We start from the raw sequence: 13915 nt of genomic DNA, 5'->3' as shown, positions 1-13915 counted from the left end.
AGAAAAGAATAAGTATCTAGAAGGACTTACTCTCCGTGGTTGCATTTAAGTTTATCTTTATGCTTTTTAAGTTGACGAGCTAATTTAGCTTCTAACATGTCTATAGCTGTGTATAAATCTTTATTTTCAGCTTTTGCTACAAACTCACTACCAGGGACTGTAACGATAGCTTCAGCTACTTGATTTTCTTTTTCAACAGCTAAAATCACTTTTGTTGATGTGATATTGTCAAAATAGTGTCCAACTTTACCAATTTTTTCACCAACATATTTTTTAATTGAATCAGTAACTTCCACATGCCTACCTGTAATTTGAATATCCATTTAAACCTCCACGATTGAAATATTGAGCCTGCTGTTTGTTTGGTGTAGCAGCCTTGTTTTAATAATCACCAAAATGATATACTAGTACTTATATTATACAAGTTAAACACTTCAAATAAAAGCAATGAGCAATAATGTCAAACAAATTTTAACCTCTTTAGGATTAATAGCTACTGCTGTTATATCTTTCATATTATTTGCTCCTTTATTTGTCTTTTTATTTATATTTTTAATGATTTTTTCATTTTTTTTACGTAGAAAAGCAATAAAAGAAAATCCAGAATTTTTTGGACAATTTAAAACTAAAAAAGGTAGAGTTATAGACCAACAAGCCAATGACTGTACATTTAGCAAACAAGAAAATTTAAAATAATCATATGTCAACAAAAGATACCATTGTTGCAATAGCAACTCCACAAGGCACAGGTGGAATAGGAATTATAAGAATCTCTGGAACAAACTCCTTAAACATCTGTCAAAAAATTACTCGTAAACAATTAATTCCCCGTTATGCTACTTTCTGTAATCTTTACCATCAAGATGAAATAATCGACAATGGTATTGTAATTTTTTTTAACTCTCCTTTCTCGTACACAGGAGAAGATGTCGTTGAAATCCAAGCCCATGGAAACCCTTTTATCCTTAATTTAATTATCAAAGCGGCTATTTATCATGGAGCAAGAATAGCAAAGGCTGGTGAATTTACAGAAAGAGCTTTTCTAAATAACAAACTTGATTTAGCCCAAGCTGAAGCAGTAGCCGACATAATTAATGCCTCATCAGAACTTGCTGCCAAATCTGCTGCCAAATCTCTGCAAGGAGAGTTTTCTAGAGAAATAAACAATCTTCTGGAGAAATTAATTTATCTAAGAATGTACGTCGAAGCCTCCATAGATTTTCCTGAAGAAGAAATAAATTTCTTAGAAGATCTAAAAATACATAATAACTTAGAACAAATTTATAAAGCGATTCTGGCTGTTAAAAGCAGTTGTAAACAAGGTGTTATACTTTCTGAAGGTATAACTATAATTTTAGTCGGTAAACCAAATGCTGGTAAATCTAGTCTCTTGAATGCTCTTGCTGGTAAAGAGGCTGCTATTGTAACCTCCATAGCTGGCACTACTAGAGACATTGTAAAAGAGCATATACAAATAAATGGTGTACCAATGCATATCATTGATACAGCAGGCCTTAGAAGTAGTGATGATATTATAGAAAGTGAAGGAATTAAAAGAGCTATAAAAAAAATTCAAGAAGCTGACCAAATACTTTTTGTTACAGATGATCATATAAATAATAAAGTTAAACTTAGTGATATAAAGGAAATAATTCCTGAATTTTATAACCAAATTCCTCAAGATATGGATATAACTTACGTCCACAATAAGGTAGATCTGCTAAATAAGATCCCTGAGAACACCGAAAATCATATATACATATCTGCTGAAAAAAATATTGGTATTAATGAACTAAAAGAGTGTATTCTTAAGAAAGTCGGGTTTATAAGTCAAAATGAGAGTATTTATACAGCTAGAGAAAGACATGTAACTGCGATTGATAAAGCTTTTGAACATATCAATTTAGCAAAAGAGCAATTATTTTTGGGTAATGGAGAGCTTCTTGCCGAAGAGTTACTCATTGTCCAAAAGTATTTAAATTCTATAACTGGTGAATTCAGTTCTGATGATTTGTTAGGTGAGATTTTCTCAAGTTTTTGTATAGGTAAATAAGACTTTAACTGTTTATCTTTGCAAGGAAGAGTATAAATGAAGAAATTAATTACCTCCCTAATCTTAAGCTCTTGCATATTAATTGCCTCTTACAGTTTCGGATGTTCCGAATTAAACCATGATTTTGGAAGCAAAACAGGTATGTATACAGCTAGAACTATGGATATATTCATAGATCTGCAACCAAACCTTACAGTATACCCCAGGGGCTTAAAACAAGATAGCGGGCTTAAAAATAATTCTCTAACTTGGACAAATAAATATGGCTATGTATCCATTGATGAGACCAATCTTAATAATCTAACTGGTGAAGGACTAAATGAAAAAGGACTTGCGGTTCACCTTTTGTATTTAGGTGATACTAAACAACCCAAAAGAGACTTAACTAAACCAGGAGTAAATGGATTGTTCTGGGTAAGATATGTCCTTGGAAATTTTACAAGTGTACAAGAAGTATTAGACGATTTAGGTAAATACCAAATATATACCCCTCCTATAAACATAACTGGTGAAGAGACATATATACCTATCCATTACATGGTCGAGGATAAAACTGGCGATAGTGCTCTTGTAGAGTATATAGATGGAAAGATTACTGTACACAGAAATGTTAAGGCTATTAGCAATGAGCCTAGCTACAATCAACAACTTAAAAATTTAGAAAAAGCTAAAAAACTTAATCTTTATAATATAGACCAACTTCCTGGAGGAGCTAATTCAGCATATAGATTTATACGAACATCCTTTATAAATGAAAATTTACCAGAAGCAGAAACCTCAGAACAAGCAGTGAACTACCTATTTGCTGCTATGGACTCCGTATCTGTCCCTTTTACTAAAGGTTATAAAGATGAAAGTTTAAATAACCCAGGTCTTTTAGATAAATGGCCAACTCAATGGAAAAGTGTAATCTCTCTAACTGAAAATAAACTATATATAACCGATACTTTAATAGGTAACAGAGTATATGTAGATCTAAATAAAGCTAACTTAAAAGAGGGAACGCCTGTAAAAACTATTTCTATAATGGACAAAAATTTAGTAGGAGATGTAACAAGTAGGCTAAAATGACATATAATTTTAATCTACACACTTAAACTGTTTAGTTCTTTAACATTTAAGCAAAAGATTATTACAACTTTTTGATCATCTTATAAATTTTCTTCTTATTTTAATCAAAATATATTTAGATAGTCCTCCAATATAACACAAATTTTGTTACAATGTCTCAATCCTAAAAAAATGTATTCATTAAAATGTTATCTTTAATAGGTGATACTCCTATCATTAAGCTTAATGCATTCAATAACAAACACTATCTTTTTGCCAAATGTGAATGGCTAAACCCTACAGGCAGCATAAAAGACCGCGTAGCTAAATATATAGTGCAAGAGCTAATCAGCAGCAAACAACTTAGATCTAACCAAGCTATCATAGAAGCAAGCTCAGGAAACATGGGAACATCTTTAGCAGCTATAGGTAAATTATACAACCACCCAGTCTATATAACTTGCCCAGAGAAAACTGGCCATACTAAAAGAGCTATGATTGAAAAATTAGGTGCTAAGCTAACGATTTGCAAAAATACTTCTGACTACAAGGATCCTGAATTTTACGTTAATAGAGCTAAACAAATAGCTAAAGAAGTAGACGGTGTATTAATTAACCAATATGATAATAAGCTAAATACACTTTGTCACTACGAAACTACTGGTCAAGAAATTGTAGATTTTTTTACCAAAAATAATTTATCTCTAGATTATTTTATTACTGTTGGAGGCTCAGGTGGTACTATTACAGGATGTGCTAAGAAAATCAAAGAATATTTCCCAGAAGCTAAAGTAATAATGCCTGATCCAAAAGGTTCTGTTTACTATGATATTTTCACTTATGGTAACCCTATACAAGAGAATATACACAGCTACAAAGTAGAAGGGCCCGGCAATCCTGTTTTTTGCCAGTCTATGGATTTATCTTATATTGATGAAGTAATACAATTTAGTGATATTCAAGCTTTTAGCTCTTGTGATGATTTAGCTAAAGAACAAGGAATATATGCAGGGCATAGTAGTGGTGCAAATTATCTCATAGCAAAACAACTTCTAAAAACTCTACCCGTGGATAAACATTATAATATCATTATTATGATACTAGATAGCGGTATGAAATATACTTTCTAGTACTAAAGTCAACTAATTAACTTCAGCAAATTGTATTAAAAAAGGTTAAGTGATATTATCCTAGTATTTATATATAAATTAGGAGAAATCTTGTGCCTGCTATCTTAATTAGCTTCATATTTCTATTTGTCTCTGTGGTCATAGCTTGGTTTAATCGTAGATGGGGAGTGATAGCGTTTAGCATTTTCATTATTATTGCTGGATTTACATTTTTACATCATATGACTGATCATTTACCTATACACTTATAAGGAAATAATCTATGAAAAGAATAATTCCAAATGATTTAATCAAAACCTTAAATGCAATTGAAGTCATGGGTATAACTACAATCATCCTCATGGCTTTTTTCTTTCAATTTGTCATGGGTGAAATCCCTTGCCCTTTATGCTTATTGCAAAGACTTGGTTTATTAGCTATAGGTTTTGGTTTTTTATTAAATATGCACTATCACGTTCGTCCAAGTCATTATGCTTTATCATTACTAGCATCAGTATTTACAGCTTTTGTATCACTTAGACAAATTGCTCTGCATGTCAGCGACCCGGTTGGATTTGGTTCAAAAATACTAGGTATGCATATGTACAGCTGGGTTTTTGTAATCTCTATGGTTGCAATTATCTATATTGCTATCGTTTTATCATACCCACAGCAATACGAAATTCGCAAGCCTCCTCAAGAAATATCCGAGGCTAAAAATAAAAAAATTAAAGCCTTCACTCATATAGCTTTTATATTATTTGCAATAATAATTTTTGCTAATATAGCTTCTACATTTTTTCAATGTGGTTTACATGAATGTCCTGATAACCCTGTAGGTTACGTGTTAGTATAAATCTAAGTCTCTATCACGTTAGTATAAAAGAGGTAGCTTGTTTATAAGATTAGGTAGTCTCAAAGAGAAATTTATCCATAAGTTTTACTATAGATACTTAACCATCTAAAACTAGTATAGTCATTCCCTCGCAGGTGTAATTAGCAATTACCAGAAATAAGCATCCATGATTTTATGATAAATTCAAAACCAACATACAAAAGCTACTAACTGATATTCACAATAAAGGTTGGGATGTTTCGCCTTTCGTGTATGAACTTAACTACCTTATGCAAGTAGCATACGACTACAAGCGACTAAGACAAACTATACTCATAGAAGAAGTAGATCAGTACTTCGAAAAGTGTAATAGAAAACAAGCTTACGATAAGTTTTGGAGACCTACTTTTATGCATAGAACGCTTGGGTTTGATGTGTTGAAGAAAAGTTAAATAAAATTAACATCTAAGTTGCGACCAAAAATAGATACTATCTTTTGTAAGGTTGAAATAGTTAGATTCTTTCTTTCACCCCTTTCTATTCTCCAATAATTCTGATAAGGAATACCTAAAGCTTTAGCTACAGCTGGAGCTGATAAGCCTTTATTTTCACGCTCAATTCTTAACATCATAGGTATAGCGTTTTTTAAGTAACCATCCATCAGCTAACAATTTTTTAATAACTTCTTTAGATGTAGTTGGCATTTGCTTATTACTTTTTCTTAACCGCTTAAATGTATTATAACAATAAAATGTTATGTTATGAATATAACAATATCAAAACAACAAATAGGTAGCGAGACTATCAATAGTGTAAATGCTAGAGAGTTGCATAGCTTTTTAGAGAGTAAACAGCAGTTTGCTGATTGGATTAAAAATAGAATATCCAAGCCCAGATTCTAATGCTAATTCTCTAAGCGTGATATTTTCACTTTTACTAGTTTTATCTTCTTGTCTTGGATCTATTCCATTGTCTATTAATTTACGCACTTCTAGAGCTTGTAGTCTAACTTCCTGCAAGGATATTGTTAATAATAAGCCAATGGAATGCCAGCAACGCTTATTGTTAAGTGTGAATCTATACCACCAAGATTTATTTCCTGACTTATCAACTCTTAGATACAGATTATTACCGTCCGGTATCCATTGCATTTTTCCATTAGGTTTTATATTCTTTATTTTTGCATTGTTTAGCTTCATATGGTATACAAGAGTTTTTAGAATTAATTTGTATACCATATGTATACCACTTTGCATTAGATGTAAATAGACTAAATTAGACTATATTTGACTAATAATCATATTGAAATCTTTATTTTATAAGGGATTTTGACTAGTTTAGACTATATTTTATTATTCAGTGGTGCGGACGGGGAGACTCGAACTCCCACGGTCACCCGCTGGAACCTAAATCCAGTGCGTCTACCAATTTCGCCACGTCCGCAATAACTGGGGTGATTGATGGGACTTGAACCCACGACAACCGGAATCACAATCCGGGGCTCTACCAACTGAGCTACAACCACCATTACAATTGCAATATTTGTAATGGCACGTCCGGCAGGATTCGAACCTGCTACCCTCGGCTTAGAAGGCCGATGCTCTATCCAGATGAGCTACGGACGCATCAAACAATGGTCGGAGCAGAGGGATTCGAACCCCCGACCCTCTGGTCCCAAACCAGATGCGCTACCAAACTGCGCTATGCTCCGACAATAACTTAATAATGGTGGCCAGAGGCAGAATCGAACTGCCGACACGAGGATTTTCAGTCCTCTGCTCTACCGACTGAGCTATCTGGCCAATGACGTATATTATAACTACACAAGTGCTTTTAAGTCAACATGTTTTTTTATAATATTTTACTGATAAAACGTTTTTAACTCTTCTTTTTCAGCATAAGCATATAAAGTCTGAGCAACGTCAGTAGATCCTGAGTAAATATTGCCTTTTTTATCAATAGCTATTAATCCCACGTAATCACCTAAACTATTACTTTCAGCTATAGATATATCTACAGCTTCTTTTAAAGTCATACCGTCCTTTACGCGGGTACAAACTTTAGCTGCTATAGCCTGATTAATAATATGCTCACCTATACCTGTACAAGAAATACCCATCTCTTGGGTCGCAAAATTTCCAGCAACTGTTGGACTATCTCCTACTCGTCCTGGATACTCGAACCCTGCCCCGCCAGTGGATGTTATAGCACAGATCTTTCCTGTGGAATCTAAAGCTACCACACCTATTGTACCAGTATACCCTTTTTTTAACTCTAAATATTCTTTATATCTTTTGGGTGTCATAGGGTCATACTTAGGTAATTGCATGACATTATGAGCAAAATCAGTAGCTTGTTCTGCGGCTAAAATACTATGGTGCTGTTGCATTAATCTGTTTGCTACTTCTATTGGGTTTTTAACATTTTGGATATTAATAACTCCAGCAAATTTTTGCTGCTTACTGTCTATAATAGAAGCAGACATCCTAATTTGACCGTCTTGCTGAACTCTTGAACCAGTGCCTGCATTAAATATCTCATCATCTTCTAAAAGCTTAGCTGCAAAGATTGCTGCTTTATTAGCATCATCAGTTTGCTGTAAATATTCATAAGCTTGCTTAACTATTGGCAAAAGATGGTTATGGTATTCAACAAATGTAGTAGCATTATTCTCTCTTGCTCCACAACCGCCATGAATGATAATTTTTTGCATAATGAATACTCCTCCTATTTAGGAATAAAGAATATTAGATTAAAACTCTACTAGACAAGTATTTAAATCAAACTTTTGCCCTTCTAATAACATATGCATACGAATGTCGACTAGGCTTATAGGCGCATTATTACGAGCATTATGTAATGATGAATGCTTAAGATGTGAAAAATCTATGATCGTCACCATGCCAGAACCTATAACTTCGATCACATTAGAAGAATTTAAGAGCGCTGCCGTATCTTCATCAATACCTACACCGACCATATAAGGATTATAAGAAAGTGCAGCTAACAATCTACCCAATCTATCTCTTTGAGAAAAGTGTTGATCTACTAAAAGTTTATTTGTCAGACCTAAACCCGGTGCTAAATTTACCATATTACACCTAGGCATAAGACCAGCTTGACCTCCTGCTATCATAAATCCAGATATAAAAGCAGCACCAGCTGAGGTACCAGCTACATTAACGCCTTCTGCGTTTAATCTACGAATAAGTTGAGCTATTGGAGTACCTCCTAAAGTAGTTGATAATAGCAACTGATTCCCACCAGTCATAAATATACCAGTACACTCTGATAATTTATCTTGATGTTCTTTGTTGGTGGTAGCTTCTAAGCGTGTTTCTATCTTTAGATTATAGATTTCTTTTACTCCCATTTTAGTAAAAATATCAACATAGATATCTCCTGTATCAGGAAGTTTAGAAGCTGTAGGTATTACAGCGATTTTAGCATCTTTACCTCCAGATAAACCTACGAATTTTTCTAAAACTGTAGGGCACGCAAACTTATCTTCTCCCCCCCCTATTGGCATAATAAATCCACGTTGATCTTTTGCAATCGGCTTAGAAGGCATCTAAATTTCTCCTATTTATTTTAACTTTTGTTAAAGATAATACATTTTTATAAAATAATACTAAGTAATTACAGACTTTTCTATAAAAAATGATCTGTTTCTCATAAAGAGTTTTAGTTTTATAATGACCTATACCGTTTACGCTATCAAAATTTGATGATATGCTATTTCTAACGTAATATAAAAATAACTTTCGAATTAAAAAATGAGCAAAACTATAAAAGTTTTAACTATAGGTGGGGCAACTCTAGACACTATAATACAGTACGAAGAAATGTTTACCATGAACATGCAAAAAAAAGATAATACCCAATCTTTCATGTTGTTAGAAGAAGGTGCTAAAATCGAAGTTAAAGAACATAATTCTTTTACAGGTGGTGGTGCTACAAATGCGGCTGTTTCTTTTAAAAAACAAAACCTTGATGTTAGTTTCTTTGGAAAAATTGGTAAAGATATTGCTGGTGAAAAAATTGTTCAAGAGCTAAAAGATTTTGGTATAGATATCTCAAACATTCGTTACTCCAACAAGTATGGGACTGCGACCTCTTATGTGATACCAACCTTAAGTGGCGATCGGACGATATTTGCCTACAGAGGAGCTAATAAAGATATCTTAAAAGACGATTTACCTACTCAAGCAATAATTCAGAGTGATTTTATATACATAACCTCTTTGAGCAAATCTTCTGCCGCTAGGCTCCCAGAAATAGTAAAACTAGCTTCACAAAATAATACCAAAGTAGCTATCAATCCTGGATCAAGCCAACTCAGTATCGGAGAGAGTTTCATTAAAGACTCTATGTTTGGGATAGATATACTAGTACTAAACTACCAAGAAGCACAAAAACTCATGCTTTCTCTATTATCTATTGATGATCAAGATATTATTAACTATAAAGATAGGTTAGAGCAACCTAACCTTGGTGAAGAAAATAGCGATTTTCTAAACGCAACATTTAGATTAAAAGATTTTTTTAAGATCTGTCTAAGCCTTGGCCCCAAAATAATTGTTGTTACTGATGGAGCCAATGGTGTTTATGCAGCTACTAAAGATAAATTTTACCACAGCGAGTCACTTAATGTCAGTAACGTGGTTAATACCCTAGGAGCTGGCGATGCTTTTAGCTCAACTTTTTGTGCTAGCATATATAAAGGTCTAGCTATAGAAGAAGCTATAAAAAATGCTTTAATAAATGCCAGCCATGTAATTCAACATTCCGATGCTAAATCTGGGTTACAGCATATAGCAGACTTAGACAAAATAAAATCAGAGATAGATACTGAGTTAAACTCTAAGATCTCTATTAATTTCTGGTAGCAATATAATTTCCCTCTAAGAAAGATTCTACATCTTTAACATAATAATCAATTTCTTGGTTTTCGTGAAAATTAATTGCAGATTTTTTGTCATCTGCATGTATAAGAACAGTTTCCATACCTAAATATTTAGCTGTTACTAGATTATGAGAGGAATCTTCAAAGAAGATAGCTTTATTAAAATCAATATCAAATTTATTTTTACCTACTTCAAAGTATTTTTCTTTAGGTTTAGCTACTAGTCCTGTATCCTCTAAAGTCAAAACTCCATGAAAGAGGTCATCTAGTTCAAATTGCCTCATAACTCTATATGCATGAAAATTAGAAGCATTAGTAAAAACATAAACATTACTAGTATTTTTAAGTGCCTTTAAATGACTATTAAGCTTTAGGTTAGGTTTGAAATGACCAATATCAATATCATCGATAAAAGATAAATATTCTTTGTAATCGATATTATGGTATCTCATGAGTCCCAACATAGTTGAACCACACTCATAATACAATTCATCTCTAATGACCTCAGCTTTTTGATTATCTGAAATCTTTAACTTAAGTTTTATATATTCACGCATTCTTTCAAGTTGGCTATCAAATAAGCCATTTTTATAAGAGTAAAGAGTATTATCTAAATCAAATATATATGTCTTCATTATTTTTTTAAGTTTCCAAAAGAGGTATTTATGTTAACCAATAAAATTTAAACTTGTTTTTAAATTATTTCATAATTCATAATTAAATGCCAAAACTTATTATATCATCTTCACTAACATATCCTCCAACTTGTATTTCTATTATAATTAGAGGAACATTTTGCTGATTTTCTAACCTATGTTTTTGACCTGCAGTTATATAAGTTGACTCGTTTTTGCGAAGCTTAAAAATTTCATCTTCTAATGTGACTGTAGCAATACCTGATAAAACAACCCAGTGTTCATTTCTTTGTTGATGTTTTTGCAGAGATAGTTTAGATTTTGGGTTAAGTACTATTTTTTTTACTTTATAGCTAACTGAGTTAATGAGTACTCTATAATTTCCCCAAGGTCTAAAAACAAGGGTATGTTTTTCTGCTAACTCTGGATTATAAGTACTTACCTTCTCTAATATTTTTTTTACACCTTGTGAAGACCCTTTTCTGGCTATTAAAAGGGCATCAGCGGTGTCAATCACTAAAAGGTTATTAATATCAATCATTGAAACTTGGCGGGATTCTGTGACTAATAAATTGTTAGTGGAGTTTAAAAAAACAGGTTCCTTTACTTCATCGGCTTTAACAATAGAATTACCATTTACGTCCTTGTGAATCTGTTCATCTAAAGAATCAAAACTACCCAGATCTGACCAATCAATATTTTCACATTGCACCATCTTAACTTTACTACTGTTCTCAATAACAGCATAGTCAATGCTATCACTTGGAATATCTAACATAGCTTTTCCATCTATCCTAACCTCATGACCTAAGCTACCATTAAAAGCTTTTTCTGATTTATAATATATTTCCTCAGCATATTTCTTAAGCTCTTCTAAATAAACACCTGCTTTACAACAAAATATACCTGCATTCCAAAAGTAATTTTTTTCTTCTATATATTTTTTTGCTGTATCAAAGTCAGGTTTTTCTTTAAAGGATAAAACATCAGTACCATTAGCATGAATATAACCATAGCCTGTTTCTGGCTTAATTGGTTTAATGCCAAAAGTTACTATATTACCCTGACTTGCTAACTCTTTTGCTTCTAATAAAGCCTTTTGATACGCATTTTGGTTTTTTATAAGGTGGTCAGATGGCGTTATTAAAACTATATCGTCAGCATTTAAAGCTAAACATGCAAGAGCTATAGCTGGTGCTGTATTTCTAGCTATAGGCTCTAATATATATTTATAAACCTCTAAATTTATTTCTCTTATCTGGTCTAGAGCTAGAAAATATTGCTCCACATTCGAAACTATTAATGTTTTTTCACAGGTAGCTGAATTTCTTAATAACGTTTCTTGAAATAATGACTTACCATTAAAAAGTCGCACGAACTGTTTAGGAAACAATGTCCTACTCAAAGGCCATAATCTAGTACCAGAACCACCACACAATACTATATTTATCACTAACTTTATTCCTCTACTTACACGTTTACTTTAGATCTAATCTTTTGAACTTTTGTAAAAATAAAATTTTTTTGTAAATTTATTAATTCTTCCAAGCTTTAGCAAGTTCATCTCTCATACAGTCAATGGCTTCTTTATAACTATCAGAATTAAATATAGCTGATCCCGCCACAAAAGCCTTAACTCCACAACTAGCTATCTCAGCAATATTAGTAATATTAACTCCTCCATCAATTTCTAGAAGAATGTTTTTACCAGTATTATTTATCCATTGCGACGCTTCTTTTGCTTTTTTGAGCATAGCCGGGATAAACTTTTGTCCTCCAAATCCAGGATTTACAGACATTAATAAAACTCTATCGATATGAGTCTCAACATATTTTAAACATTCCAAACTTGTTGCAGGATTCAAAGCAAGACCAGCTTGTATTCCAAAAGATTTAATCAACTGTAAACTTCTATCAATGTGCTCACTAGCTTCCGGATGAAAAACTATACTACTAGCACCAGCTTTTGCAAAACTTTCAATTAAATTATCAACTGGTTTAACCATTAAATGCACATCCATTTTAGCTGTTATACCATAGTCTCTTAAGGCTTCTAGAATCATCGGACCGAAAGTAAGATTCGGCACATAATGGTTATCCATCACGTCAAAATGGATATTATCAGCTCCTGCTTGCAAAACTTTTTTAACATCATCTCCTAGCCTAGCCAAATCAGCAGATAAAATAGAGGGATTAATCTGAAAACTCTTCATACCTATTTTCCATGTATAACAAATTAAGTCCAATTTTAACATAATCGTATAAAATATTTGAGCTCTTAGAGTTCTAAAACTATAATACAGAAGCTAGTTAAATTTTTTATTTTAAGAGATTGTAAGAAATGAGTAAAAACTACATAGAAAATGCACAAAAAACTTTTGAACTTGAAATTAAAGCTCTAGAAAAACTAAAAAATACAATTGGTGGAGAATTTGAGCGTGCTTGTGAAATTATATTAGCTAATAATCGTGGTCGAGTTATCATAACAGGGATGGGTAAATCAGGTCATATCGGAAAAAAAATAGCTGCCACTTTAGCCAGCACTGGTACTCCTGCATTTTTTGTCCACCCCGGCGAAGCTGGACATGGAGACTTTGGAATGATAACTTCTAACGATATCTTAATAGCTATATCAAATTCAGGTAGCTCAGCTGAAATACTGGGGTTAATGCCCATGTTAAAGCATTTAAGCATACCTATAATAACTATCACTAGTAACCAAAATTCCATGATGGCAAAAAATAGTGATGTGGTACTTAACTTACATGTTGATAAAGAAGCTTGTCCTCTAAATTTAGCTCCAACATCAAGTACTACCGCAACTTTAGTACTAGGTGACGCTTTAGCTATAGCTTTACTAAAAGCAAAAAACTTCTCTGCAAAGGATTTTGCTTTTTCTCATCCTAGCGGCTCACTTGGTAAGAAACTAATATTAAAAGTAGAGAATATTATGCGTACAGGGAATGAGATTCCTACAGTTAAACCTACAGATACAATTCGCAAAGCGATTTTAGAAATTAGTGATAAAGGTATAGGTAATACGTTAATAGTTGAAAATAATAAGCTTATAGGCATTTTTACTGATGGTGATTTAAGGAGGATATTTGAAACAGGAAATTTCAACTCTCAAATATCCATCGATCAAGTTATGAGTAAAAATCCAAAAACTATTTTTAAAGACGATATGGCTGTCACAGCACTGGAGAAAATGGAAGAATTTGCAATAACAAATCTTGCTGTAGTTGATAATAATAGAAATATATTAGGAATAGTAAATATGCATGATTTAGTAAAATTAGGCTTGAAATAGCTATCCTAAATAGAGTT

Annotated in this window: 18 protein-coding genes and 5 tRNA genes; 10 read left to right on the top strand and 13 right to left on the bottom strand. The window is 32.7% G+C overall.

Annotated features, from left to right (window positions below):
• Positions 1-26: 26 nt before the first annotated feature.
• Entirely contained in the window at positions 27-323 is a 297-nt protein-coding gene (gene hpf, locus SD28_RS03965) for a ribosome hibernation-promoting factor, HPF/YfiA family (protein WP_039124306.1), read from the bottom strand.
• A 124-nt stretch (positions 324-447) separates the two neighbouring features.
• On the opposite strand from hpf, the gene SD28_RS03960 reads away from it, so the two are divergent.
• From SD28_RS03960 to SD28_RS08085, 7 genes are all read left to right on the top strand, one after another.
• Positions 448-696, top strand: coding sequence for a hypothetical protein (locus SD28_RS03960; RefSeq protein WP_039124303.1), 249 nt, complete (start codon positions 448-450; stop codon positions 694-696).
• A gap of 4 nt (positions 697-700) precedes the next feature.
• The gene (mnmE, locus tag SD28_RS03955) at positions 701-2053 is read left to right on the top strand and encodes a tRNA uridine-5-carboxymethylaminomethyl(34) synthesis GTPase MnmE (protein WP_039124301.1); all 1353 of its coding nucleotides are present in this window, start codon (positions 701-703) and stop codon (positions 2051-2053) included.
• Positions 2054-2089: 36 nt separating this feature from the next.
• The gene (locus tag SD28_RS03950) at positions 2090-3124 is read left to right on the top strand and encodes a linear amide C-N hydrolase (RefSeq protein WP_039124300.1); all 1035 of its coding nucleotides are present in this window, start codon (positions 2090-2092) and stop codon (positions 3122-3124) included.
• Positions 3125-3309: 185 nt separating this feature from the next.
• Positions 3310-4233, top strand: a complete 924-nt coding sequence (locus tag SD28_RS03945) for a PLP-dependent cysteine synthase family protein (RefSeq protein WP_039124298.1) — start codon at positions 3310-3312, stop codon at positions 4231-4233.
• A gap of 92 nt (positions 4234-4325) precedes the next feature.
• Positions 4326-4484: a DUF5993 family protein gene (locus tag SD28_RS08150; protein ID WP_169742481.1), complete on the top strand. Its 159-nt coding sequence runs from the start codon at positions 4326-4328 to the stop codon at positions 4482-4484.
• Between the two features lie 11 nt (positions 4485-4495).
• On the top strand, positions 4496-5068 hold the full coding sequence (locus SD28_RS03940; protein WP_039124296.1) for a disulfide bond formation protein B: 573 nt from the start codon (positions 4496-4498) through the stop codon (positions 5066-5068).
• Between the two features lie 269 nt (positions 5069-5337).
• Positions 5338-5499 (top strand): hypothetical protein, encoded by a 162-nt coding sequence (locus SD28_RS08085; RefSeq protein WP_157698628.1) that lies wholly within the window; start codon positions 5338-5340, stop codon positions 5497-5499.
• Here SD28_RS08085 and SD28_RS03935 read toward each other — a convergent pair.
• Positions 5496-5708 carry a helix-turn-helix domain-containing protein gene (locus SD28_RS03935; protein ID WP_039124294.1) on the bottom strand — a complete coding sequence of 71 codons (213 nt, stop codon included), beginning with the start codon at positions 5706-5708 and terminating at the stop codon, positions 5496-5498. The two genes, SD28_RS08085 and SD28_RS03935, sit on opposite strands and share 4 nt — an antisense overlap.
• 100 nt (positions 5709-5808) lie before the next feature.
• Between SD28_RS03935 and SD28_RS08280 the strand changes: the two genes are divergently transcribed.
• Positions 5809-5949, top strand: a complete 141-nt coding sequence (locus tag SD28_RS08280; protein WP_084593817.1) for an antA/AntB antirepressor family protein — start codon at positions 5809-5811, stop codon at positions 5947-5949.
• Here the strand turns inward: SD28_RS08280 and SD28_RS07790 are convergent.
• The 8 genes from SD28_RS07790 to SD28_RS03895 form a co-directional block, all read right to left on the bottom strand.
• Entirely contained in the window at positions 5887-6285 is a 399-nt protein-coding gene (locus SD28_RS07790) for an Arm DNA-binding domain-containing protein (RefSeq protein ID WP_052251872.1), read from the bottom strand. The two genes, SD28_RS08280 and SD28_RS07790, sit on opposite strands and share 63 nt — an antisense overlap.
• A gap of 122 nt (positions 6286-6407) precedes the next feature.
• Positions 6408-6490 (bottom strand) — tRNA-Leu (locus SD28_RS03925).
• Positions 6491-6496: 6 nt separating this feature from the next.
• A tRNA-His gene (locus SD28_RS03920) sits at positions 6497-6572 on the bottom strand.
• 23 nt (positions 6573-6595) lie between these two features.
• Positions 6596-6672 (bottom strand) — tRNA-Arg (locus SD28_RS03915).
• A 9-nt stretch (positions 6673-6681) separates the two neighbouring features.
• A tRNA-Pro gene (locus SD28_RS03910) sits at positions 6682-6758 on the bottom strand.
• 15 nt (positions 6759-6773) lie between these two features.
• A tRNA-Phe gene (locus SD28_RS03905) sits at positions 6774-6849 on the bottom strand.
• Between the two features lie 59 nt (positions 6850-6908).
• Entirely contained in the window at positions 6909-7760 is an 852-nt protein-coding gene (locus SD28_RS03900) for an isoaspartyl peptidase/L-asparaginase (RefSeq protein ID WP_039124291.1), read from the bottom strand.
• A 39-nt stretch (positions 7761-7799) separates the two neighbouring features.
• Positions 7800-8618 carry a cyanophycinase gene (locus tag SD28_RS03895; RefSeq protein WP_039124288.1) on the bottom strand — a complete coding sequence of 273 codons (819 nt, stop codon included), beginning with the start codon at positions 8616-8618 and terminating at the stop codon, positions 7800-7802.
• Between the two features lie 205 nt (positions 8619-8823).
• Between SD28_RS03895 and SD28_RS03890 the strand changes: the two genes are divergently transcribed.
• On the top strand, positions 8824-9936 hold the full coding sequence (locus SD28_RS03890) for a carbohydrate kinase family protein (protein WP_039124286.1): 1113 nt from the start codon (positions 8824-8826) through the stop codon (positions 9934-9936).
• Here the strand turns inward: SD28_RS03890 and SD28_RS03885 are convergent.
• The 3 genes from SD28_RS03885 to rpe form a co-directional block, all read right to left on the bottom strand.
• Entirely contained in the window at positions 9923-10588 is a 666-nt protein-coding gene (locus SD28_RS03885) for an HAD-IA family hydrolase (RefSeq protein WP_039124283.1), read from the bottom strand. The genes SD28_RS03890 and SD28_RS03885 overlap by 14 nt on opposite strands.
• An 82-nt stretch (positions 10589-10670) precedes the next feature.
• Positions 10671-12041: a mannose-1-phosphate guanylyltransferase/mannose-6-phosphate isomerase gene (locus SD28_RS03880; protein WP_039124281.1), complete on the bottom strand. Its 1371-nt coding sequence runs from the start codon at positions 12039-12041 to the stop codon at positions 10671-10673.
• Between the two features lie 82 nt (positions 12042-12123).
• A complete protein-coding gene (gene rpe, locus SD28_RS03875) occupies positions 12124-12801 on the bottom strand; it encodes a ribulose-phosphate 3-epimerase (RefSeq protein WP_039124278.1) in 678 nt (225 codons plus the stop codon).
• Positions 12802-12929: 128 nt separating this feature from the next.
• On the opposite strand from rpe, the gene SD28_RS03870 reads away from it, so the two are divergent.
• On the top strand, positions 12930-13898 hold the full coding sequence (locus tag SD28_RS03870; protein ID WP_039124276.1) for a KpsF/GutQ family sugar-phosphate isomerase: 969 nt from the start codon (positions 12930-12932) through the stop codon (positions 13896-13898).
• The last annotated feature ends 17 nt before the right edge of the window (positions 13899-13915 follow it).

Source organism: Allofrancisella guangzhouensis (assembly GCF_000815225.1).
In the GTDB taxonomy this organism is placed as follows: domain Bacteria; phylum Pseudomonadota; class Gammaproteobacteria; order Francisellales; family Francisellaceae; genus Francisella; species Francisella guangzhouensis.
Note: the sequence above shows the minus strand (reverse complement) of the source record. Positions and strands in the feature narration are given on the sequence as shown.